The organism is Kluyvera sp., from assembly GCF_965301105.1.
Genome location: NZ_CBDKZX010000009.1, coordinates 73098 through 97940 on the forward strand (window position 1 = coordinate 73098; position 24843 = coordinate 97940).

At 56.2% G+C, this 24843-nt stretch carries 16 protein-coding genes; 3 read left to right on the forward strand and 13 right to left on the reverse strand.

Annotated features, from left to right (window positions below):
• Window positions 1–1284 (reverse strand): ABC transporter substrate-binding protein, encoded by a 1284-nt coding sequence (locus ACW14G_RS06215; protein WP_419057147.1) that lies wholly within the window; start codon window positions 1282–1284, stop codon window positions 1–3.
• A 103-nt stretch (window positions 1285–1387) separates the two neighbouring features.
• A complete protein-coding gene (locus ACW14G_RS06220) occupies window positions 1388–2683 on the reverse strand; it encodes a Gfo/Idh/MocA family protein (RefSeq protein ID WP_167577107.1) in 1296 nt (431 codons plus the stop codon).
• A gap of 47 nt (window positions 2684–2730) precedes the next feature.
• Between ACW14G_RS06220 and ACW14G_RS06225 the strand changes: the two genes are divergently transcribed.
• Entirely contained in the window at window positions 2731–4326 is a 1596-nt protein-coding gene (locus tag ACW14G_RS06225) for a hypothetical protein (RefSeq protein ID WP_249022460.1), read from the forward strand.
• A gap of 170 nt (window positions 4327–4496) precedes the next feature.
• On the opposite strand, the gene ACW14G_RS06230 is transcribed toward ACW14G_RS06225, so the two are convergent.
• Window positions 4497–5786 carry an ABC transporter substrate-binding protein gene (locus tag ACW14G_RS06230; protein WP_419057146.1) on the reverse strand — a complete coding sequence of 430 codons (1290 nt, stop codon included), beginning with the start codon at window positions 5784–5786 and terminating at the stop codon, window positions 4497–4499.
• A gap of 378 nt (window positions 5787–6164) precedes the next feature.
• On the opposite strand from ACW14G_RS06230, the gene ACW14G_RS06235 reads away from it, so the two are divergent.
• Entirely contained in the window at window positions 6165–9125 is a 2961-nt protein-coding gene (locus tag ACW14G_RS06235; protein WP_249022458.1) for an alpha-mannosidase, read from the forward strand.
• Window positions 9126–9234: 109 nt separating this feature from the next.
• Here the strand turns inward: ACW14G_RS06235 and ACW14G_RS06240 are convergent, their stop codons facing one another.
• From ACW14G_RS06240 to acs, 4 genes are all read right to left on the reverse strand, one after another.
• A complete protein-coding gene (locus tag ACW14G_RS06240) occupies window positions 9235–10530 on the reverse strand; it encodes an ABC transporter substrate-binding protein (RefSeq protein ID WP_249022457.1) in 1296 nt (431 codons plus the stop codon).
• Between the two features lie 287 nt (window positions 10531–10817).
• The gene (gene actP, locus ACW14G_RS06245) at window positions 10818–12467 is read right to left on the reverse strand and encodes a cation/acetate symporter ActP (protein ID WP_163447523.1); all 1650 of its coding nucleotides are present in this window, start codon (window positions 12465–12467) and stop codon (window positions 10818–10820) included.
• A complete protein-coding gene (locus tag ACW14G_RS06250) occupies window positions 12464–12778 on the reverse strand; it encodes a DUF485 domain-containing protein (protein WP_064546705.1) in 315 nt (104 codons plus the stop codon). The genes actP and ACW14G_RS06250 overlap by 4 nt, the downstream gene beginning before the upstream one ends.
• A gap of 165 nt (window positions 12779–12943) precedes the next feature.
• A complete protein-coding gene (gene acs, locus ACW14G_RS06255; RefSeq protein WP_167577102.1) occupies window positions 12944–14902 on the reverse strand; it encodes an acetate--CoA ligase in 1959 nt (652 codons plus the stop codon).
• Between the two features lie 414 nt (window positions 14903–15316).
• On the opposite strand from acs, the gene gltP reads away from it, so the two are divergent.
• Window positions 15317–16630, forward strand: a complete 1314-nt coding sequence (gene gltP, locus ACW14G_RS06260; protein WP_064546709.1) for a glutamate/aspartate:proton symporter GltP — start codon at window positions 15317–15319, stop codon at window positions 16628–16630.
• A 199-nt stretch (window positions 16631–16829) separates the two neighbouring features.
• Here the strand turns inward: gltP and ACW14G_RS06265 are convergent, their stop codons facing one another.
• The 6 genes from ACW14G_RS06265 to ACW14G_RS06290 form a co-directional block, all read right to left on the reverse strand.
• Window positions 16830–17513 carry a tetratricopeptide repeat protein gene (locus ACW14G_RS06265; RefSeq protein ID WP_065356585.1) on the reverse strand — a complete coding sequence of 228 codons (684 nt, stop codon included), beginning with the start codon at window positions 17511–17513 and terminating at the stop codon, window positions 16830–16832.
• Window positions 17514–17605: 92 nt separating this feature from the next.
• The gene (fdhF, locus tag ACW14G_RS06270; protein WP_163447520.1) at window positions 17606–19753 is read right to left on the reverse strand and encodes a formate dehydrogenase subunit alpha; all 2148 of its coding nucleotides are present in this window, start codon (window positions 19751–19753) and stop codon (window positions 17606–17608) included.
• Between the two features lie 210 nt (window positions 19754–19963).
• Window positions 19964–21424, reverse strand: coding sequence for an MdtP family multidrug efflux transporter outer membrane subunit (locus tag ACW14G_RS06275; protein WP_163447519.1), 1461 nt, complete (start codon window positions 21422–21424; stop codon window positions 19964–19966).
• Window positions 21421–23406, reverse strand: coding sequence for a multidrug efflux transporter permease subunit MdtO (mdtO, locus tag ACW14G_RS06280; protein ID WP_249022456.1), 1986 nt, complete (start codon window positions 23404–23406; stop codon window positions 21421–21423). The genes ACW14G_RS06275 and mdtO overlap by 4 nt, the downstream gene beginning before the upstream one ends.
• Complete coding sequence (gene mdtN / locus ACW14G_RS06285) at window positions 23406–24437, reverse strand: multidrug transporter subunit MdtN (protein WP_163447517.1); 1032 nt, start codon at window positions 24435–24437, stop codon at window positions 23406–23408. The genes mdtO and mdtN overlap by 1 nt, the downstream gene beginning before the upstream one ends.
• A gap of 19 nt (window positions 24438–24456) precedes the next feature.
• A complete protein-coding gene (locus ACW14G_RS06290) occupies window positions 24457–24735 on the reverse strand; it encodes a YtcA family lipoprotein (protein WP_163447516.1) in 279 nt (92 codons plus the stop codon).
• Window positions 24736–24843 lie beyond the last annotated feature (108 nt).

A 24843-nucleotide genomic window follows, 5' to 3' on the forward strand; every position in this document is an offset into this window, starting at 1 on the left:
TTAACGGGTCACGCGCCGCACAATCCGTTCCACCTGCTGGCGGAAGTCGGCGGCGACCTGCGCCGGCGTTTGCTTGCCCATGTCGAGTTTTTCACGCGCTGACGTGAACTGGTCGATCACCTGCAAATCCTCAATAAACGGCGTAGCGACGACGGTGGTATGGAGCGACTGCGCCTGGCGTAGCCCGGCGACGACCGGATCGTTCGAGTCAATCACGCCTTTCTCGGTTAATAGCGTTTCCGCCGCTTTATTCAGCGGAATGCCGCGCTCCAGCCCGAGCGCTTCCACCGACTGCGGATCGCTGACCAGGAAATTCAGCAGTATCGCCGCCTCTTTCGGATGCTTCGTCGATTTCGCTACTGAGAACATCTGCGACGTTTTGAAGTAGACGCCCGACTCTTCCGTCCCTGGCTGCATCACATAGTCGCCCAGCACCAGCTTCGCCGGCGGCGTCATGTTGTTGGCAAACATGCGAATGGTGATATTCCACGTGAACAGACCTCCCCATTCGCCGTTTATCCACGGCTTCATCTCATACAGATTGCCTTTGCCGTAGGAGGAGAGTCTTTTTGGCGCAGGCAGCACGTGGTCGTCGCTCAGGCGCTTGACGAAGCTGAATGCCTCACTCCACTCCGCATCGTTCCAGGTAAATTTGCCGTCGCTGTTAAACATCGGTTTCTGATGCTTCTGCATCATGTAAGCGTTGAGCAGGAGAATCACATCCTGATCGACCATGGTGTAGGGATAGTAGTTGTCGCCGAGCTTCTGCTGGAACACCTTTCCGGCGGCAAAAAACTCATCCCAGGTTTTTGGATACGCCAGCCCGGCCTTTTTCCAGGTCACGTCGTTATAGTAAAACACCGGCGCATTGACAGAAATCGGCAGGCCGTTGAGCTTGCCTTTGACGGTGGTGGACTGCAGATCTTTGGCCTGATACTGGCTGAAATCGAGCTCGTCTTTAAGCTTATTGAGGTCGTAATAGCCTTCACCGTTTTTGGAGAAGATGATCAGCCACGGCCAGTTGGTCTGCATCACGTCCGGCTCGGTGCCGCTTGCCATCTGGGTGGTCAGGCGCGAAAGGTGCCCGTCCCAGCCGGTATATTCGGCTTTCACTTTGATATCGGGATATTTTTTCTCGAAGGCTTCCAGCGCCTTGAGGGTCGCCTGGTGGCGGCTATTGCCTCCCCACCACGACATGCGCAATTCGACGGGCTGTTGTGCCCAGGCAGAGGTACAGGAAAATAACAGTGACGCGATAACACCTGATGCGATTTTATTCATTATTGTCTCCGGGACAGAGGCAGAAATCGTGTTATGAAACAGGTGAGTAACTGCAAAATACTGACCAGTCGCTTCGGCGCGGCTTTCTGCCGCGCCGGAATGCGCTTTAGCGTTTCGCCAGACGGGAAACCAGTTCGAACTCCTTAAAGTTCACCGGGCGCTGTTGCTGCATGGAGATATTGCCCGCGATACCGGTGAGAATGGACATCGCCCCGGCGCGATGGTCTGCCGCGCGCTGTAGCGGGTCGTTGCCCGGTTCGCCGAACAGGTCCGCCAGCATGGCGTTGTCGCCGCCGCCGTGACCGCCTTCGCCCAGGCTGAACTCCGCTTTCCAGGGTTCGGCGAACATCGGGAAGACGGTGATATCGCACTGCTCCAGGCTGCCTTCGTTTTCGCGCTTGCCGCCAGCGTTAACGTAGGATTTCTCGACGATTTTCATCTCCAGGCGGCCTTCGGTGCCGTTAAACACCACGTTCAGCCCTTCCCACGGCAGGTAGGCGTTCAGCGAGTAGGTGAGCTGCACCTGGTTCTGATACTTCACCAGCACCGACATGGTGTCTTCGATGGTAATACCATCGCTGAACACGCTCTGGTCACGGAAGTAGTTATCTTCATGCTCGGCGTCGAGATACAGCGCCTTCAGTTGGGCGTTGTCCGCCATATTCAGCGCGAACGGGTCGTCCTTCGCTTCGGCATAGCCGTGGGCGCGGGGGTAGAATTGAGTCACGCCGCGTTTTTCCGCGTTCTCCTTGCCGTAGAACTGCAGACTGCCCTCGGCGTAAACGCGCTCAGGGTAGCTGGCCAGCCAGAAGTTCATCAGGTCGAAATGGTGAGTCGATTTGTGCACCAGCAGGCCGCCGCTGTTGCGTTTTTCACGGTGCCAGCGACGGAAGTAGTCCGCACCGTGCTCGGTGTTGAGCAGCCACTCGAAGTGAACGGAGGTCACGTTGCCGATCGTGCCCTGCATCAGCAGTTCGCGCACCTTACTGTGGTGCGGCGCGTAGCGGTAGTTAAAGGCCACGCGCACCGTGTGCCCGCTCTCCTCGATGGCGTCCAGAATGCGCAGCGCACGCTTCTCGTCGATGGTCATCGGTTTTTCGGTGATCACATCGCAACCCGCGTGCAGCGCGCGGACGATGTAATCATCGTGGGTGCGGTCCATGGTGGTGACGATGACGATATCCGGGCGAGTCTCGCGGATCATCTCTTCAAACTGCGCCGCTTTCCAGGTGGAGACCGGTTCGGCTCCTTCTTTTTGCAGCAGCGTATTGGCGTAGTTCATACGAGTTTGGTTAGTGTCGCAAAAGGCGACCATCTTCGCATTCTCGCGCCATTGCCCGCCAATAGCGGAAATATATAAACCGGCACGACCACCAGTACCGACCAGCGCATATTTTTTCATGACATCCTCGATTATGATAAGCACATATTTATTTGCAGGGTGAGACGATGAAACGTATTCCACATCAATTGATGGAGCTGAATAGCACCTTTATCTGGCACTGGCCCTGGTTTATTCAGGGAGTGAAAAGTGCGAAACAGCACGGTTTCACTGGCATCATCCTGCACCAACAGGAACTGCTTTCTATTCTGGCAACGCCCTCGCCGTTAAGTCTGAAACTGAACGTCGAGAACCTTATTCATCAGCAAAATTACGCGTTGCAGTATTTAAAACGCGTCGATCGTTATCTGGCAGAAAATAACCTTTCGTTCTGGCTACAGGGAGAAGCGGCTCCCTCTGACGACATTATTAAGCGCAAATTTCCCGAGCTGGCTTTTGATGAAAAAAGCGCGCCGGATTTCTGGCAACATTTCTATGCCGCGATATTTTCGCCGCTGCTTCCCGCACTGCCGCATTTAAGCGGCGTAGTGCTTGGCTTAACGACGCCCGCCTTTCAAACGGCAGGCTGGCAGCAGGGGCTGTATAGCGTATGGAGCCAGCTGCGCAGCTTTGGCAAAAAGCTGGTGCTGCGCGATTTCATTGATGACAGCTGGCCGCGCCAGCAGCTGGCGACGGTACTCTCATCTTTGCCTGATGATGTCCGCGCCGCCGTTAAAGCGACCGAAATCGACTATCATCCCGGCTTTGCCAACCATCCTCACATCGTCGCGCTGCCAGGCCATAAAAAGTGGATCGAATACGACCTTGTCGGCACGGGCTACGGCTGGACGGCGCTGCCCTGCTATCTGGCGGACGAAATCAGCGGCCGCCTGAGCTGGGCCATCAGCGCCACCGGCAACGAAGTGGAGGCGATTACTTCCCGCGTTAGCTGGCAATGGATGCCAGACAGCCGGGTGATGGATTCAGCGAATAGCATCAATCTGCTGGGCCTGATGGCGGCTAACCAGACCACCGATGGCGCTACGCTGTCGGTCTTCGATCGCTGGGCCGAGCAGCGGCAGCTGCGCTTTCGCGCTATCCAGGACCGGCAACGGCTCGCGTCGCTGTTTTACTCCAGCTACGACTGGCTGTGTAAAACGCCTAACCTGCTGGGCCGACGTCTGCATTATCAGAGCCAGGTGCCGGACAGTGTCTCTCAGGCGCAGCAGGTACTGCATATGGATACCCGCAGTGCCAACTGGCTCCAGGCCTGGCAACCGCTGATACCGGCGGACGATCCCGCGCAAGGTCAGGAGCAACGGCAGCTCATCCGTCTGGAAAAAGAGGCCGCCTGTTTCCTTGCTGCCAACGCGGTACAAACGCTGCGCGAAATCATGCCGCGTATTACCTGCCCTGACGATTCGCTGGAACTTTTGTTCGCCGCCTGGCGCAACGCGGAAGTCTACAGCCAGATGTTCTCACGGGTGACCAGCGCAATGGTCGATCTGCTATGGCGCGATCGTTACGGCGATGATGCGCTGCCTGCTGATGTGCTGATTCAACATCAGAGCCAGCTTCTGCGCTATGTCGATACGCTGGAACGCTGGCTGACGTCACCGCCTGCCGGGAGCCCGCTGTTTCTGCCGCTGTTATTAAGCCCTCAACGTCTGGCCCGCTTTGCGCGCAGCCTGACCGAGTCCGAATACACTCAGCATAAAAAGTGAGGACTGAAATGTCGCGCATCGGCGGGGTACGCAACGGCGATTCGCGATAACGGGCGGTAAAAATGAGGTGTTGGTCACGATAGATAAAAATTTAAGGTGATCAACATCATCTTTTCCCCTTTGTTAATCGTGATAGCGGTCACCTGACTCCGATATTTTCGTGACTTTGATCAGCGCGCCGATTTCCTGAGAATGCGTTCGGCCCGGCGGACAAATTCATCTGCCGCTTGCTCCGGTGTCTGCCTGCCGTAATCCATGTTTTCGCGGGCGGCGACAAACAGCGCGAGGATCTGAAAATCCTCCATCATTGGCGTGGTGCGCTGGTGGCTACCAAGCGCGACAGCCTGATTTAGCCCGGCGACAATCGGGTCCTGCGTATTGATGGTGCCGTTATCCGTCAGCGTTTTCACGGCGATTTTGCTCAGTGGAATGCCGCGCTCCAGCGCTAACGTGGTAACGGCCTGTGGGTCATTAAGCAGGTAGTTGAGCAGCATCGCCGCCTCTTTCGGGTGCCTGGTGTGACGGCTGATGGTGAACATTTGCGACACTTTGAAGTAGATACCCGCCTCCTTTGCCCCCGGCAGCATCAGATGCGGGCCGAGCGCCAGCGTCGCGGGTGGCGTCAGGTTACTGACGTAAGCGCGAATCACAATATTCCAGGTGTAGGCGCCGGCCCATTCTCCGGCAATCCACGGTTTCATTTCATGAAAGGTGCCTTTGCCAAATGAGGCGACATATTTCGGCCCCGGAATCACGTGCTCGTCGACCAGCCGCTGAATAAATCGAAAAGCTTCGCGCCAACGTTGCTGATTCCAGGCAAAATGGTAGCCATCGTCGGTGAACATCGGCGTATTGTACTTCTGTGTCATGTAGCTGTTGATCATTAGCATGACGTCCTGGTCGACCAACACCAGCGGGTAGTAGCGGTCACCGAGCCGCTGCTGGAAGATTTTTCCGGCGGCGAAAAGGTCGTCCCAGGTTTTCGGATAGGGAAGGCCCACCTTGCGCCAGGTTTCGGTGTTGTAATAGAACACGGGGGCATTAAGCGAGATGGGCAGGCCGTTGAGTTTGCCGTTAATGGTGGTGGACTGTAAATCCTGCGCCGAAAACTGGCTGAGATCGATAATCTCTTTCAGCGCGTTGAGGTCGTAATAACCGTTCCCGTCGCGGGAAAAGAGCGACAGCCACGGCCAGTTGGTCTGCATGACGTCCGGTTCAGTGCCCCCCGACATTTGCGCTGACATTCGCGCCAGGTGCCCGTCCCAGCCGGTATTTTCCGCTTTTACCGTGATTGACGGGTAGCGTTTCTCAAACGCCTCCAGCGCGGCGTTGGTTTGCTGCTGCCGGGCTTTACCGCCCCACCATGACATGCGCAGTACAACGTTATCTGCGCAATGGACAGGGAAAACGGTGCCCAGCCCGGCGAATATAAGACATATATATAAGAGTCCTGTTTTCATTCTGTTGGGTTCCATTTAAATTGATAAAGTAATTAAATTGGATTTCATGTATTTGTTGAAAAAATAAATTTTGCAGATTTTCGTTTAGCATAAATTGTCAGTTGAAAATTAAATGGTTGGCGACGAAATAGTTATGTTCTGAGCCGGTGGGTGTTTTACTTATGGATTTATGGTCACGAAATTAAAATATTTATTGTGATGGCGCTCAGCGTGAGGCAAGAGAAAGTTGTGATATTGGTCGTTATATCGAAAATGAAATGTGACCGTTAACGACCTTTGACAATAATCACGTTATTTCTGTCGTGGCTCACAGATTTTACTATTTCAAACTTATCTACTGCATTCGATTCTCTCCCTTCTTATATAAAGGACTATCGCATGCTCAGCTTTGATGAGAAATTGCTGCGTGATATTGACTATCAGCTGCAAAAAATAAACGAGAATATCTACACGCCGCAAAGCACATTAACGGTCGAGGGCTTTATCACGCCAGAACCGGTGCCTTTTACCCAGCGCCATCAGGGAGAGCCGCACGTGTTTCGCCTCGGTGAGCGCTGGGGCAAACTGTGGGACTGCGCGTGGGTGAACGTACGAGGCGTGGTATCGGAAAGGATATCGGAAGACGAGGTGGTGCTGTTGTTCGACTGTGGCGGCGAGGCGCTGGTTGTCGAAGCCGACGGCACGCCGCGCAGGGGGTTGACCAACGTGGATTCCACCTTTGAACCCAGCCTTGGACAGGCGGGGAAAGTGGTGCTGCAACTGGATGGCGCGCGCGAGATCGATCTGTGGCTGGAACTGGCCTGCAACGATCTTTTTGGATCGCTGCGTAGCGGCGTGCTGGCGCAGGCGCATATCGCAACCTGCAACGTGCCGCTGCGCGATCTGTATTACGACGCCTGGGTACTGGCCGATCTGCTGAAGTGCCTGGAACGATCCTCCGCCCGTTTTAAGCGAGTGCTGGTGTGCCTGAGCGAAGCGCTCAACGGGCTGACTTGCTACACCGCCGATGCGGTGGCGGCCTGTCGGCAGGCGCTGGCGGTCGAACTGCTGAAGCAAGGCGGCGACCCGACGCTCAGCGTCGTCGGCATCGGTCATGCGCATATCGACCTCGCCTGGCTGTGGCCGATTCGCGAAACCAGGCGCAAAGGTGGGCGGACCTTCGCCACTGCGCTGGATCTGTTAGCGCGCTACCCGGACTATCACTTTGGCGCCAGCCAGCCGCAGCTGTTCCAGTGGGTTAAAGAGGATTACCCACAGCTCTATGCGCGGGTGCAGCGTCAGGTGCGGGAAGGGCGCTTTGAAATTCAAGGGGATATGTGGGTTGAGGCCGATACCAACGTCCCCTCCGGCGAATCACTGGTGCGGCAATTCCTTTACGGACGGCAATTCTTTCTGCGCGAATTTGGCCGCGCTACGCAGATGCTGTGGCTGCCGGACGTCTTCGGTTACAACGCCAACCTGCCACAGATTATGCAGAAGTCTGGTATTGACTACTTTATGACGCAGAAGCTGTCGTGGAACGAGCATAACGCCTTTCCCCACCATACCTTTATCTGGCACGGCATTGACGGCAGCGGCGTGCTGGCGCATATGCTCCCGGAAGAGACCTACAATGGCCCAGCGGCGCCACGCAGCATCCGGCGTATTGAAACGTCCTACCATGAAGCGGGGGTATGCGATAAGGCGCTGATGTTATTTGGTATTGGCGACGGCGGCGGCGGCCCCGGCGAAGAGCATCTGGAGCGGCTGCGGCGAATGAAAAATCTCAGCGGTATTGCGCCGGTCACACAGGGTTATGCCATCGACTTTTTCCACCATATCGCGCAGGGCCGTGAGCGTTATCCTCACTATCACGGCGAGTTGTATCTGGAAAAACATCAGGGGACGTTGACGACTCAGGCGCGAAATAAGTGGTTCAATCGTAAGCTGGAGAACGCGCTACGTGAGCTTGAGCTGGTAGCCAGTCGCCGATGGTTTCACGGTGAAGGGGACTATCCTGCTGCACGGCTTGACGCGATCTGGCGCGAAATGCTGCTGTATCAGTTCCACGATATTCTCCCTGGCTCATCCATTACGCGGGTGTATGACGAATCCGTTGACCGCTATCAAACGCTGCTGGCAGAGGTCGAACAGCTGATTCGCGCCAACCTGACGCAGCGCAGCGCGTTTGTCATTCATAATCTGAGCGGTTTCGATCGCGAGGAGTGGCTGATGCTGGCGGATACGCCGATGCGGGTGGCCGTTCCGGCATTTGGCTATCGGGTCATTGATGAAGCCGTAGCTGCGGTGTTGCCGGATATTATTGCGCAGCCGCAGCGTCTGGAGAACGACCTGCTGCGAGTCGACTTTAACACGCAGGGGCACATTGTGGCGCTGGTGGATAAACAGGCCGGGCGTTCGTTGCTGCAGCCTGACACGGTCGGCAATCGGCTGGCAGTGTATGACGATATCTGCGGCAACTGCTGGGATATCGATATCACCTATCGCCAACGTGAACCGGACTGCTTTGCACTGGTGGACACGACGGCCTATCAGGAAGGCGCGGCGGCGGTGGTTGAACAGCACTATCGCTACGGCCACTCCACCTTAACGCAGAAAATCAGCCTGTTGCCGGGCAGCAAGCGGCTGACCTTTGAGACCCGTGTCGACTGGCATGAAAGCGATAAAATGTTGCGTACCGCTTTCGCCGTTAACGTGTTGAGCGAACGCGTCAGCTGCGATATTCAGTTTGGCAAAATCCAGCGTAGCGCCCGCGTTAACAACATCTACGATGCGGCGCAGTTTGAAATCTGCGCGCATAAATGGATTGACTATTCGCAACCGGACTACGGCGTGGCGCTGCTCAACGACAGCAAGTATGGGCATTATGCCAAAGACGGCGTGCTGGATCTGAACCTGCTGCGCTCGCAGCGTTACCCGGGGGAGAACGCTGACGCCGGCGAGCACCGTTTTTCCTACGCGCTGTTCCCGCACTGCGGTGATGAAGTGGTGGGACTGGTTAACCGGGAAGCGTATCTGTTCAACAATCCGCTGCGAGTATGCACTGGCGAGAAGGGGCAGCCTGAAGCGAGCGGCGCGTCGTTTATCGCCTGTGACTCGCCGCATATCTGCCTGGAGACGGTGAAGCGCGCGGAGAACGCGGACGCGCTGGCGCTGCGCGTCTACGAGTTTGACGGCGTACAGGCGACGACGACGGTCCAACTGCCGGACGGTATTTCGCGCTGCTTTATTGCCAACCTGATGGAGGTGGTAGAAGAGGAGATTGCCGTGGCGGAGGGCTGTGTGACGCTGACGTTTACGCCGTTTGAGATTAAAACGCTGCTACTGATGCGGTCGTAAGCGCGTTTAAAAATGGGGGGAGGAGTATTCGCCTTCCCCCTTAAAAGGGGGGCGCAAAACGCACGTACTCCAAACGCCCCCGTTTCCCTTTGAGGTGACACCAACGTCGCTAACTCCGCGCAGCAGACCGCTTCATCAATCGCTCAGCCTTGGTGACAAAGTCATCCGCCGCCTGATCCGGCGTCATCCTGCCGTAGTCCATATTCTGCCGCGCCTCCTGGAAGAAGGACTGCATTTTTTGATCTTCCATCCACGAGGTTGCCGTTGATTCCGATTTGAGCTTTTGCGCTGCATTAAACCCGGCGACGGAGGGATTTTCCTCGGTCAGGGTGCCATCGTCGGTCAGCGTTTTCACCGCTATTTTGCTCAGCGGAATGCCGTTTTCCAGCTTGATGGCGGCAATCGCCTGCGGATCGTTAAGCAGGAAATTCATCAGTTTCGCCGCCTCTTTTGGATGCTTTGTGTCTTTGCTGATGGCATAGGTCAGCGACACTTTGAAGTAGGCGCTGGCGTTGGTGGCGCCGGGGTACATCACATAATCGCCCAGCACCAGCTTCGCCGGTGGCGTCAGCTTTGGCGCGTAGTACTGGATCACCACGTTCCAGGTGTAGGTACCTGCCCATTTGCCGTCCTGCCAGTATTTGGTGTCGATAAAGTCAAATTTGCCGAATGAGGCCAGGTATTTTGGGCCGGGGATAACGTGATCGCTTACCAGCCGCTGAATAAAGCGGAAGGCTTCACGCCACTGCTCTTGATTCCAGGCAAAGTGATTGCCGTCGGGGGTAAACATGGGCGTATTGTATTTCTGTGACATATAGCAGTTCACCATCAGGAACGTATCCTGATCGCCAAAGATAAGCGGGTAATACTCATCGCCGAGCTTTTCTTTAAACACTTTCCCTGCGGCAAAAAGGTCATCCCAGTTTTTCGGGAAGGCCAGCCCGGCTTTTTTCCAGGTTTCGGTGTTGTAATAAAAACCCGGCACGTTGAGTGAGATCGGAATGGCGTTCAGCTTGCCGTTAATGGTGGTCGACTTTAACTCTTTGGCCGGGTATTGGCTCAAATCAAAGGTGTCGCTGAGCGTGTTGATATCGTAAAAACCGTCGCCGGTGCGGGAAAATATCGGGAACCAGGGCCAGTTAATCTGCATCACGTCCGGGGCAATACCACCGGATATTTGCGTGGTCATCCGCTCCAGATAGCCGTCCCAGCCCATATATTCGGCGTTCACTTTAATGCCAGGGTTGCGTGCTTCAAATGCCTGTAGCGCGTTAAGCATCACCTCGTGCCGTGATTTTCCGCCCCACCATGACATTCTTAGCGTGACGTCCTGCTGGGCGAAGGCGACGCTGGTCGCCAGCAGACTACTCATTCCTATTACGCTGGCACAGATTAGACGTTTCATGAATTATTGCTCCTGTAGGATAGGCGAAATGAATTAATAAGTGTTTGTTTTTGTTATTCACTAATAATATTAGCCACGGGAGCATAGAAATATTTAGCCGAGCGGCAGGGAACAATAAATGCGAATTCTGGCGGGGAAGCGGGAAATAGACGGGGATGGAATGTTCTTCACAACCTGGAAATATTTAATGTGAAGCTGGTGGCTTATTTCGCGCAGGTCGCTGTGATAGATCTCACCTCAGGGGCGATAAACTGTGATCCCCGGCCATAAGGCCGGGGAGGATGACATTAATGCGCACGGCCCTGGTCGATGCCCAGACCGGTCTGCGAACGGATGAACTGCGCGCGGAACTGCTCGCGTTCACGATTACCTTCTTCGGAGTTATCGGTGGCGGAGAAGAACCAGATACCGATAAAGGCGATGGCAATGGAGAACAGCGCCGGGTACTCATACGGGAAGATCGCCTTCTCGTGGCCAAGGATCGTCACCCAAATAGTTGGGCCGAGGATCATCAGCACCACCGCTGTCAGCAGGCCCAGCCAGCCGCCGATCATGGCGCCACGAGTGGTCAGTCTTGACCAGTACATGGAGAGCAGAATGATCGGGAAGTTGCAGCTTGCCGCGATGGAGAACGCCAGACCCACCATAAACGCGATGTTCTGATTCTCGAACAGGATGCCCAGCAGAATCGCCACCACGCCCAGCACCAGTACGGTGATTTTCGAGACCTTCAGCTCTTCACGCTCGGTCGCGCCTTTCTTGAAGACGTTGGCGTACAGGTCGTGAGAGACCGCTGAAGCACCGGCCAGCGTCAGACCCGCAACCACTGCCAGAATAGTGGCGAAAGCGACCGCAGAGATAAAGCCCAGGAACAGGTTACCGCCAACGGCATCGGCCAGATGAACCGCCGCCATGTTGTTACCGCCAATCAGCGCGCCCGCCGCGTCTTTAAACGCCGGGTTTGCCCCCACCAGCATGATCGCGCCGAAGCCGATGATAAAGGTCAGGATGTAGAAGTAGCCCATAAAGCCGGTGGCGTAGAACACGCTCTTACGCGCTTCGCCCGCATCGCTCACGGTGAAGAAACGCATCAGGATGTGCGGCAGACCGGCGGTACCAAACATCAGTCCGAGGCCCAACGACAGCGCCGATATCGGGTCTTTCACCAGCCCGCCAGGGCTCATGATCGCAGCGCCTTTCGGGTGCACCGCCATCGCTTCGGTGAACAGATTATTGAAGCTGAAGCCGACGTGCTTCATCACCATAAAGGCCATAAAGCTGGCGCCGAATAGCAGCAGGACGGCTTTAATGATCTGCACCCACGTGGTGGCGAGCATGCCGCCAAACAGCACGTACATCACCATCAACACGCCGACCAGCACCACGGCGACGTGGTAGTTGAGGCCGAACAGCAGTTCGATAAGCTTACCCGCGCCCACCATCTGAGCAATCAGGTACAGCGCGACGACCACCAGCGAGCCGCAGGCGGAGAGCATGCGGATTGGCCCCTGCTTCAGTCGGTAGGAGGCCACATCGGCAAAGGTATAGCGGCCGAGGTTACGCAGGCGTTCGGCAATCAGGAACAGGATGATCGGCCAGCCGACGAGGAAGCCGAGCGAGTAGATCAGCCCGTCGTAGCCGGAGGTGTAGACCAGCGCGGAGATGCCGAGGAACGACGCCGCCGACATAAAGTCACCGGCAATCGCCAGCCCGTTCTGGAAGCCGGTAATGTTGCCGCCGGCGGTGTAGTAATCGTTACGCGAACGTACGCGCTTCGACGCCCACCAGGTGATATACAGCGTCAGGACGACGAAAATCAGGAACATGATAATCGCCTGCCAGTTGGTCGGCTGGCGTTCGACCGGGCCGCTCAGGGCATCCGCCGCGCTGGCCGCAAAAGGAAGTGTGGCGGCTAGCGCCGTCAGGACTTTCTTCATGATGCTTTTACCTCGCGCAGGACGGCCTTGTTCAGGCGATCGAATTCATTGTTAGCCCGCCAGACGTATATGCCGGTCAGAACAAAAGAAATCACAATAATGCCGATACCAATCGGAATGCCGCGGGTGACGCTGGTACCCGCGTGTAGCGGCGTGCCAAGCCAGCCTGGCGCGAAGGCGATGAGTAAAATAAAACCGACGTACACCACTAACATAATCAGCGATAAGAAGGTGGCAAACCGTTGCCGTTTTTCGACGAGCTCCCTGAAATGCGCACTACCTTCTATCTGCTGACAAATTTGATCATTCATCACAGAGTCTCCAGAGGTTTTTTGAGTCGTGTTTTTTGTTGTGCAAATCAGAACACCGTACTGTTCCTTCTTCCGCAGGAAGAAGGAAAGGGTGAGGGGCGGTGTACGGCGATGACACCCTCACCCCGGCCCTCTCCCGGTGACAGGAGAGGGGAAAGCCTGCTCTTATGACGGCATCGTGATGGCCTGCTTCTCTTCCAGCAGTTTTTCCACCACGCCCGGATCGGCGAGCGTTGAGGTATCGCCCAGGTTGCTGGTGTCGCCAGCGGCGATCTTGCGCAGAATGCGGCGCATGATCTTGCCTGAACGGGTTTTCGGCAGCGAGTCGGTCCAGTGCAGGACGTCCGGCGTCGCCAGCGGGCCAATTTCTTTACGCACCCAGTTACGCACTTCGGTGTACAGCGCTGGCGTTGGCTCTTCGCCGTGGTTCAGCGTGACGTAGGCATAAATGGCCTGGCCTTTAATGCTGTGTGGAATACCCACCACCGCCGCTTCGGCAATTTTCGGATGTGACACCAGCGCCGATTCGATTTCCGCGGTACCCAGACGGTGGCCGGAGACGTTCAGTACGTCGTCGACGCGACCGGTGATCCAGTAGTAACCGTCTTCATCACGACGCGCGCCGTCGCCGCTGAAGTACATGTTTTTGAAGGTGGAGAAGTAGGTCTGTTCAAAGCGTTCGTGGTCACCGAACAGAGTACGCGCCTGGCCCGGCCAGGAGTCGGTGATCACCAGGTTGCCCTCGGTGGCGCCTTCTTGTGGATGGCCTTCGTTATCCACCAGCGCTGGCTGTACGCCAAAGAACGGACGGCTGGCGGAACCGGCCTTCAGCTCGGTTGCGCCCGGCAGCGGGGTAATCATGAAGCCGCCGGTTTCGGTCTGCCACCAGGTGTCCATCACCGGGCATTTCTCGTTGCCGATCTGCTTCCAGTACCACTCCCAGGCTTCCGGGTTAATCGGCTCGCCGACGGAGCCCAGAATGCGCAGGGAAGAGCGGTCGGTGCCCGCGGTGGCTTTGTCGCCTTCCGCCATCAGCGCACGAATCGCCGTCGGTGCGGTATAGAGAATATTAACCTTGTGCTTATCCACCACCTGGCACATACGTGCCGGCGTTGGCCAGTTTGGCACGCCCTCGAACATCAGCGTGGTTGCACCGCAGGCCAGTGGCCCGTACAGCAGGTAGCTGTGACCGGTGACCCAGCCCACGTCGGCAGTACACCAGTAGATGTCGCCCTGATGGTAGTCGAAGACATATTTAAAGGTGGTTGCGGCGTACACCAGATAGCCACCGGTGGTGTGCAGAACGCCCTTTGGCTTGCCGGTGGAGCCGGAGGTATAGAGGATAAACAGCGGATCTTCCGCATTCATCTCTTCAGGCTGGTGCTGGTCGCTGGCTTTCTCCTGCAGGTCGTGCCACCACAGGTCGCGGCCTTCATGCCAGTCGATATTGCCGCCGGTGCGCTTCAGCACCACGACATTTCTGATGGTTTTGACGTTCGGGTTTTTCAGCGCGTCGTCGACGTTCTTTTTCAGCGGTACGTTGCGCCCGGCGCGAACGCCTTCATCGGAAGTGATCACCAGGCAAGCGCTGGAGTCGATGATACGACCGGCGACGGCCTCCGGCGAGAAGCCGCCGAAAATCACCGAGTGGATCGCGCCAATACGGGCGCAGGCCAGCATCGCCACCGCGGCTTCCGGCACCATCGGCATATAGATAGCCACCACGTCGCCTTTTTTCACGCCCAGAGAGAGCAGGGTGTTGGCGAAGCGGCAGACGTCGCGATGCAGCTCGCGATAAGTAATGTGTTTGCTCTGAGTGGCGTCGTCGCCTTCCCAGATGATGGCGGTCTGGTCGCCACGTGTCGCCAGATGGCGGTCAAGGCAGTTCGCCGCCAGGTTCAGCGTGCCGTCTTCATACCACTTGATAGAGACGTTACCAGGCGCAAAGGAGGTGTTTTTGACTTTAGTGTAAGGGCGCATCCAGTCGAGGATTTTGCCCTCTTCACCCCAGAACGCATCCGGGTTCGTGACTGACTGGTGGTATTTGGTCTGGTATTGCTCCGGGTTAATCAGGCAGCGGTCTGCAATATTTGCAGGAATAGGGTGTTTGTGAATTTGGCTCATGCTTTTTTTCTCCTTGTAAGATGTTAATAATATGTCTCATAAAAGTTAATAACAGAGGTATATGGCGCTTTGTTTACTATTTGCGCGGCAGATCACGCAATAATGGAATTGTTCAAATAACGTTCATTTGATTCTTTGAACAAAAATAATTACGGAAGGGGATTTATAGAAAAGCCGCGAATTTTTTTATTTTTATAACAAAAACTTATAAATAATTATTGGTAGAAATTAGCGGTAATATAGATTTGGCTGGTGAAAAGCTCTGAACTGAAAGGGTTGCATGAGACGCCATGCAGATGATACTGATATTGCGCGTTAAAAACCTCTAAAAGTAAACGCAACACAAATCACCCCCTTTCAAGTGGATACCATTCCCGTATGGCATGGTATTTTTCATTGAGGAAGTTTGCCGTTATGAAGAAAGCACGTGTCAGCTTAGCCTGGCAAATTCTTATTGCCCTGATTCTGGGTATTATTCTGGGTAGTTATCTGCATTATCATAGCGATAGCCGCGACTGGCTGGTTATGAATCTGCTGTCCCCTGCTGGCGATATTTTCATCCATCTGATTAAAATGATTGTTGTGCCGATTGTTATTTCGACGCTGATTGTCGGAATAGCCGGTGTTGGCGATGCAAAACAGTTGGGGAGAATTGGCGCCAAAACCATCATCTATTTCGAAGTGATCACCACGATTGCGATCATTATCGGTATCACCATGGCGAACGTGTTCCAGCCGGGTGCCGGTATCGATATGTCGCAACTGGCAACGGTGGATATTTCGAAATACCAAAGTACCACCGCAGAGGTGCAGAGCCACGCGCATGGCCTGATGGGAACCATCCTGTCGCTGGTGCCGACCAACATCATCGCCTCGATGGCGAAAGGCGACATGCTGCCAATCATCTTCTTCTCGGTGCTGTTCGGCCTGGGTCTCTCCTCGCTGCCGGCGACGCATCGTGAGCCGCTGGTGACGGTATTCCGCTCTATCTCGGAAACCATGTTTAAAGTCACCCACATGGTGATGCGCTATGCCCCTGTCGGTGTTTTCGCGCTGATCGCCGTGACGGTGGCTAACTTTGGTTTCGCCTCGCTGTGGCCGCTGGCCAAACTGGTGCTGCTGGTACACTTCGCGATTCTGTTCTTCGCGCTGGTGGTGCTGGGCATCGTGGCGCGCATTTGCGGGCTGAGCATCTGGATCCTGATTCGCATCCTGAAGGACGAGCTGATTCTGGCGTACTCCACCGCCAGCTCTGAGAGCGTTCTGCCGCGTATTATCGAGAAGATGGAAGCCTACGGCGCACCGGCGTCGATCACCAGTTTCGTGGTGCCGACCGGCTACTCCTTTAACCTCGACGGTTCCACGCTGTACCAGAGCATCGCGGCTATCTTTATTGCCCAGCTATACGGTATCGACCTGTCTATCTGGCAGGAAATCGTGCTGGTGCTGACGCTGATGGTGACCTCGAAAGGGATCGCAGGCGTACCGGGCGTCTCCTTCGTGGTGCTACTGGCGACGCTGGGCAGCGTTGGGATTCCGCTGGAAGGCCTGGCGTTTATTGCCGGTGTGGACCGTATCCTCGATATGGCGCGTACCGCGCTGAACGTGGTGGGTAACGCACTGGCGGTGCTGGTGATTGCCAAGTGGGAACACAAATTTGACCGCAAGAAAGCGCTGGCGTATGAGCGCGAGATGTTGGGCAAGTTTGATAAAACCGCTGACCAGTAAATAGAGAAAAAGATAACGCCGGGCTTGCCCGGCGTTATTGTTTTTGGGATGGAAGTTGATGAACGTTTTGGTGGGCACGATGTGCCCCCTCTCCCTTTTTAAGGGAGAGGGCTGGGGTGAGGGTTTAACGCCGAATCGACATGCCCCTCACCCTAACCCTCTCCCCAAAGGGGCGAGGGGACCGGTCGATGCAATGTCGTTACTCCGCACTCAGCTTATCAAACTCTTCACACCCGGTATCAAACCCTTCCGTACAGCTCAAATTCAGCCACTGTAGCGCCTTCTGCTTGTTCGGCGTAATGAAGCCTTTCTCACCGCTGAGGAACATCATTCCGGCCCAGTATTCTGAGTAGCCAGTGCGCGAGAGCGACGAGCTGTTTTTGAAGTAGTCCGTGGCCTTCTCATCATCTTCTTTCACGCCGACACCGTTGGCGTAAATCAGCCCCAACAGCATTTGTGCGTCAACGGCGAAATCGCTCTCGGCGTTCATCGACGCCTGCTGGAGCAGGGTAATCGCCCGTGGATAGTCGGTTTGCCCTGCCTGGCTGTTGATAAGAATACGCGCCAGGATAACGTCACCGGCACGGCTGCCCGCTTTGACGGCTTTCTCCGCCAGCGCTTTGGCTTCGGGATAGTCGAGGCTCACGGGATTAGTAATTTTGATCTGCGCCAGCAGGGCGCTGGCATCGGCATCGCCGCCGTCAGCGGCTTTTTGCGCCCAGAATTCGGCTTTACTCAGGTCGCCAGAGCTAAACCAGGTATCGGCCAGATAGTACTGCGCACGCGCATCTCCGGCCTCCGCGGCCTGCTGATACTGGCTGCCCGGCTCTTCCGCGTGGACCGCCAGCGCGGCTAGCCACAACAATGCTAAAAGTCGTTTCATCTTATTATGTAGGTAGTCGAGGAAGTGGGCAGTATAAAGAGATTGGCAGGATAAAAAAACGCCCCCGAATGGGGGCGTTGAAACGAGTCCGCTTAGCCCATTGCGCTTTCGCGCAGGCGAGCCTTCAGCTTATTGTACTCATCAATCACATACTGCTCGGCGGCACGCTGGTCGGCAATCGGCTCAACGTTAACGGCGCAGTACTTATACTCAGGCGTTTTGGTAATCGGGCTTAAGTTCTCGGTTACCAGCTCATTACAGGCCCCAATCCACCACTGGTAGGTCATGTAAATCGCGCCCTTGTTCGGACGATCGCTGACCGCCGCGCGGGTGATGATGCGGCCTTTGCGGGAGTTAACCCACACCAGCGCTTCATCTTCGATACCTAAACGCGCCGCATCGGCGGTGTTGATCTGGGCATAGCCCGGTTCATCCGCCAGCGCCGCCAGCGCCGCACAGTTGCCGGTCATCGAACGGCAAGAGTAGTGGCCGACTTCACGCACCGTAGAGAGCACCATCGGATACTCGTCGGTGAGTTTGTCGATTGGCGCTACCCAGTCGCAGGTAAAGAACTGCGCCAGGCCGTTCGGGGTGTCGAACTTCTCTTTGAAGAGATAGGTCGTGCCCTGGTCGGCATCGGAGGTATCGCGGCAAGGCCACTGGATAAAGCCCAGTTCGCCCATTTTCTCGTAGGTGGCACCGTAGAAGTCCGGGCACAGATGACGCAACTCGTCCCAGATTTCCTGGGTGTTGTTGTAGTGCATCGGATAGCCCATACGGGTGGCGATTTCACTGATAATCTGCCAGTCCGTTTTCAGATCCCACTTCGGCTCAACGGCTTTAAAGAAGCGCTGGAAGCCACGGTCCGCCGCGGTAAAGACGCCTTCATGCTCGCCCCATGACGTAGACGGTAAAATCACATCCGCCGCCGCCGCGGTTTTGGTCATAAAGATATCCTGGACGATAACCAGTTCCAGATCTTCGAACCCTTTGCGCACCGCAGAGAGTTCAGCATCGGTCTGTAACGGGTCTTCACCCATGATGTACGCCGCGCGCACTTCGCCATGCGCCGCACGGTGCGGCAGCTCGCTGATGCGATAGCCGGTGTGCGCAGGCAGGCTGTCCACGCCCCAGGCCTTGGCGAATTTCTCACGGTTAGCCGGATCTTTCACGTACTGATAGCCCGGATAGGTATCCGGCAGCGCGCCCATGTCGCAGGCACCCTGAACGTTGTTCTGGCCGCGAACCGGGTTAACGCCCACGCTAGGCTTACCGAGGTTGCCGGTTAGCATCGCGAGGCTGGTCAGTGAACGTACGGTTTCCACGCCCTGATAGAACTGGGTCACACCCATACCCCACAGGATGGCCGCGCTTTTCGCAGTGGCATACATGCGCGCGCACTGACGAATTTCCTGCGCGCTGACGCCGGTGATGTCTTCGACAGACTCTGGCGTGTAGCCTTCAACAATCTTACGGTACTCTTCAAAACCTTCAGTACGGCTGGCGACAAACGCCTGGTCGTACAGGTTTTCTTCAATAATGACATGGCCCATAGCGTTGAGCAGCGCGATATTCGAGCCGTTTTTCAACGCGATATGCATGTCAGCAATGCGCGCGGTTTCAATTTTGCGCGGATCGCAAACGATGATTTTCGCCCCTTTACGTTTGGCGTTAATCACGTGATTCGCCACGATAGGGTGGGAATCTGCCGGGTTGTACCCGAAGATAAAGACTAAGTCAGTGTCATCAATTTCGTTGATGCCGTTACTCATTGCGCCGTTACCGACCGATTGGTGCAGACCTGCAACCGAAGGGCCGTGTCAGACGCGAGCGCAGCAGTCGACGTTATTGGTACCAATAACGGCGCGCGCGAATTTTTGCATGACGTAGTTAGTTTCGTTACCCGTCCCGCGTGAGGAACCGGTAGTCTGAATGGCATCCGGGCCGTATTTCGCTTTGATCGCGCTCAGGCGATCGGCCACGTAATTCAGCGCTTCGTCCCAGGAGACGGATTCCAGCTTGCCGCCACGCTGGCGACGAATCATTGGGGTTTTCAGACGTGGCGTCAGGATCTGGGTATCGTTAATAAAATCCCAGCCGTAATAGCCTTTCAGACACAGGGTACCCTGGTTGGTTTTCCCCTGAGCCGCCTCCGCCCGGACGATTTTTCCGTTATCGACCACCAGGTTGATTTTGCAACCTGATGCGCAATACGGGCAAACCGTGACGACTTTTTTCATCGGTCTCGCTCCAGTTAATCAAATCGCGCATACGCGCTGTCGCCCTCAGTATGCATCTTTTATGCCACTTTTTTATTGTGGGCATTCCCTGATATTACGGGTGATTTTTGGTCAAAACCCTGACGAAAAACAGGCTGTCGTCATATTTGACGTGTCGAAAGAAAAAGCCGCGTGACGTTCATCACGCGGCGAGCTGGCGTGGCGTCGACGCTACTGCGGCTTGGCCGGGCTGCTTTGATAGCCGCCGCCGAGGGATTTAATCAGCTGGAGGCTCTGAATCACCCGCTGGGTGTCGAGCATCAGCAGCGACATTTGCTCGGCGAGTACCGGCAGGCGCGCTTCGGTAGCCTGTAACCGACTGCCAAGACCGCGGTTAAAGGCGGCTTCGGCGGCGCTTTGACCATAGCGCATCGCCTCGACGCGCTCTGCTTGCATCTGCCGTTCATCGCTCAGCGTTTGCAGGCGCGTACCGCCGATCGCTACGTCGCGCACCGCGTTGAGCACCGACTGGTTGTAGCGCTCAATCAGCATGTTGCTGCTGGCGCGCGTGTTTTGCAGGTTGGCGTTCAGGCGACCGCCGTCGAACAGCGGCAGGCGCAGGCCGGGGATGAAGTTAATTTGCCGACTGGTCCCCTTGAACAGATCGTCAATATGAATGGCGTCGAGGCCAAAGAACATTTTGATATCGAAGCTCGGATAGAACAGCGCTCGCGCCGCGTCGACCTGGTCGAGCGAGGCCTGCACGTACCAGCGCATGGCCTGAAGGTCCGGGCGACGGGCGAGCAGATCGTAGGAGAGCGTAGCGGGAACGCCCGCTTGCACCTGCGGCAGTGCTACGGGCTTAATCTCCGGTAACCCGTCGGCACCCGCGCCCATCAACGCGCGCAGCGATTCGCGAGTTTCTTTGATTTGCCCTTTGGTGGCCGCAATTTGTTTCTCTACCGCCAGGATCTGCGCCCGTGCGCCGTGGTACGGCACTTTGGCTTCCAGGCCCTGCGCGACTTTGCTCTGATGCGCCTGCACCGCGTAGTCAATGACGCTGCGGGTTTGCTCCAGCAGGTCGAGCATCTGATAGCTGGCCTGAATGCTGTAATACAGCTGCGCGACGGCGACGGAGAGCGACAGTTCTACCGCCGCGGTTTCTGCGAGGCTGGCGTTCTGCGCGCCAATGGCCGCTGAAACGGCGGAGCGGTGCGCGCCCCACAGGTCGGGATCAAACCCGGCAACTAAGCCGACGGTGGCTTCCGTGTAGTACGGACCATCCATCCCCAGCCGCGGGGCGTCCAGCGCGTAGGGGCCAAGGAAGCCATTGGCGGAGGCGCGCTGGCGGTTAATCATGCCTAAGGCTGCCATTTGCAGCTGTGAACCGGCTTCCAGCAGGTCGGCCTGCGCTTGCGCTTTGTCTTCACGCAGCTTTGCCTCGGCCAGCGTATGCGAACCGGCGAGCGTCTTATCAATCAGCGCTGTGAGCTGCGGATCGTTAAACTGCCGCCACCACTGCGCCTGTGGCCAGCCCTGGCTCGCCAGATGGATATCATCGGCCAGCTTGATTTGCTCTGGCTGAAGCTGCGCATGCGGGGCGGAATCTTTACGGATTAAAGCGCAGCCGGAGAGCGCCGTGGCGCCGGTAAGCAGGCCGCATAGCAATAAACGAGAAAAGTGACGGGTCATTGTGATAGGGCTCCTTGCGCCTGTTTCCCGGCGAGCGTTGGTGCCGGACGAGTCCAGTCGGGTAAACGGGCTATCTGCTGCATCACGCGTTGCGCCTGTTCGGATGAGGTAGATGATGTATCGATGTCGGAAGACGGTGGCGTACTGGTGCCCGTAGCCAGGCTCGCCGCATAGTGCTCCAGCGCGTCCGCCAGACGCGGGTCTGGAGCCGGCGCGTTGTCCCAGGCATAGAGAATTTTACGTCCCTGGCGAATAACGCTTCGGCTATGGTTTAGCAACTGCAGACGCGTTTCGTCGGGCAATTGACGTTCCAGCGCCACGCGATCGCACATTTCCTCACAGCTATTGAGAGCCGCATGGCAGCCAATGCGCAACTGTAGCCAACTGCGCTGAGTGGTGGGATCCTGCTGTGGGACGCGCAGCATTTTGCTGAGCATACCTAATGCCGTCGACAGTTTTTTGGGTAGCGCGCCAGCTTCGCTTTCCGGCCAGATAAAGGTGTAGATCACCGCCGAAACGGCGGTGCCGACCAGAATACCGACCGCGCGATCGCGGATCTCGACCAGATCGTAAACCGGGCCAAAAACGTTCTCGAGGGTGGCTAAGGCGAAGGTGACGATTATCTGGGTGCCGATGTAGGACGACCGTTCGGAGCCGGTGGCAATCCACGAGGCAATCAGCAGTATTGGCGCCAACAGGCACAGCAGTTCTACGATATTGTCCAGCCACGGCATGATGAATATCGTCACCAGCAGTGCCAGCACCGCGCCGCACAGCGCCCCGCCAAAGCGCAGCGCCATTTTCTGATATGACGAACCGATGCTGGGGTTGGCGACAATAATGCAGGTGAGCATGCAGGTATGGATGCCTTCCCAATCGACGCCGGAATAGAAGACATAGCAAATCATACAGGCCAATAACGTTTTCAGCGCATAGCGAATGTAGGCGGGGTTGCTGAATGCGTCAGCCGCCATTGACGGCTCTTTAGCCGAGGGGGTCGCTGGCGTGTCAGGATCCAGACGACCCAGTTCAAGAAGCTGGTGACAAACGTTTTCCAGCCCACACTCGCGCGCGGCTTTGCGTTCTTCTGCGCTTAATACCCAGCGACTTTGCCAGACTTCACCCTGCGAGATGGCCTGCTGCAGCGCAGTGATTTCGCCGCTCAGTTTTTGCATTAGCGCTGGATGCTGTTCCGCCGCATCACCGTGAAAGCGGTTGAGCGTGCTGTACAGATAGGTCACAGTCGCGACGCAGCTTTGCCACCAGGCGCTACGTTTTCGCCATTCAGCGTCATCGGCCATACAGAACACGTTGAGCTTTTGCAGCGCCAGCGCTTCTCGCTCAACGTACTTTTCTGCCAGCGGCGCTGCGCCCGCCGTCAGATGACGGAGCGCATCGGCAAGCCTGGCATGCAGCGCTTCGCGCATCTGGTTTCCGGCGCGGCTCGGAAACCAGAGGACTCCCAGCAGAACCATCAGCAACGTGGGATAGAGACCGACCACAATGCACCATAGCGTCAGCCGCACGACGATCTCAGGATAGTCAAGCATGCCGGGGAAAGTCTGGCCATATACCGCGATAATGGCGACGGCGAAAAATAGCAGCCCCAACTTGTGGGTGCGCATCATAAACATGCTGCCCAGCACCACCAGACTGGCGACGATCATGCGGATCAACGGGTAGCTGTAGGCCCATTTGTAGATCAAAAATAGGCTGGCGATTTCCATGACGGTAGCCACGACGAACAGGATCGCCACAAATTTGGTGTAAAACGCGTTGGACTGCACGCCGTAAAACAGCACCGCCAGTGAGATCGCCAGAAATGGGATCTGGAAGGTCATTGAGATCAGCACGACCAGCAGGCAGCCTGTCCACAGCTGGATCGTTTGCGGCAACCGCCCTGGCCGCCGCTCGCTGAGCTCTTCATGGAAAAATGCCAGCAGCCTGACCAGCGGCAGAGGCAGATAATGGAATATATTCATTATTGCGGCTCAAGGCTGGCAACCGCCGATGCGCCGATGCGAAACAGCTCCGCATCCGGTTTATCGACCATGATTTTGACCGGAAAACGCTGGGCTACGCGCACCCAGTTGATTGAACGGGAGACGCGAGGCAGCCCGCCCAGCACGATGCCGCCGTCGTCCGGCAGCACGCCGAAGCCAATGGAGTCGACTTTGCCGCTGAAGGTTTTACCGCTGTCGCTCATCAGGCGTAGCGTTGCTGGCGTACCGGCGTGAATGTTTTTCAGCTCGGTTTCGCGGAAGTTAGCGATTACGTACCAGTGGCGCGTGTCGATCAGGGTGAAAATGGGCTTCATTGCGGAGGCGAACTGGCCGATGGACGTTTTCAGCGACACCACGCGGCCATCAAACGGCGCGCGTACCGTCGCCATTTCAAGATGCAGTTTGGTTAACGCAATATCGGCCTGGACGGCAACGCGCTGGGCGACCAGCGCATCCACGCCGCTGACCGCGCTGGCGGCTTGCTGTGCCTGTAGCAACACCGCATTGAGGTCAGCTTCGCTGGCACGCTGCGCCGTTCTGGCGCGGTCAACATCTTCGGCGGAGACAAAACCCTGCGCTAACAGCGGTTCGGTGCGCTTAAGTGTATCACTGGCCTGTTTGGCGGCAGCGCGGGCTTTACTCACCGTCGCCTCGACGGAGCTGGCGGCAAATTTCTGCGCATCCACGCTGCGTTGAGTCAGCATGATCTGTTTATCCAGCGCCGCTAGCGAGGCTTCCGCTTTGGCCAGGCTGGCTTCATAAGGGCGAGGGTCGATGCGGAACAGCAGGTCGCCCTGTTTCACCTGTTGGTTATCAACCACCGCCAGTTCCACAATACGTCCGCTGACTTCCGGAACTACGTCGATCGTGTCGGCGGAAACGTAGGCATCGTCGGTAGCCGGTTTGCTATCGACCCGCCAGATGACGAAAATCAGGACGACCAGTGCAAGCAGGGCTAACAGCAGGGCCGGAAGTTTATTGCGTGGAGCTTTTTTCAGCGAGCTTTCCATGAGCGCATCTCAACGTAAATTAGAAAAAAACCAGCCAGAACAGCATGGAGTAGAGGACAAAAAGGGCGGTGTAGATAACCGCAGGAAATGCCAGCGTTGAACCTGTTTTGCTGACGATAACTCGCCGGGTGATTAGCGTGAGAATAACGCCGGCTAAAATACAGAACAGCCAGTCAGGGTAATAAGCGCCAATAACGGGAATGGATGGTGACAATGAACACCCTGTTAATAAGAGAGCTGAACCGAGACCACTTATTCCTTTTAGCCTCGTCACGACGCGGGACTTTGCTGTTTGCATAATGAAATACGATCCTGTGTATATCGAATAATATTTTGAGTGAATGTTTATGAATAAATAAATCTTAGTATGGCGATTTGTTTATTAAGACGGCAGTGATTTGTCACT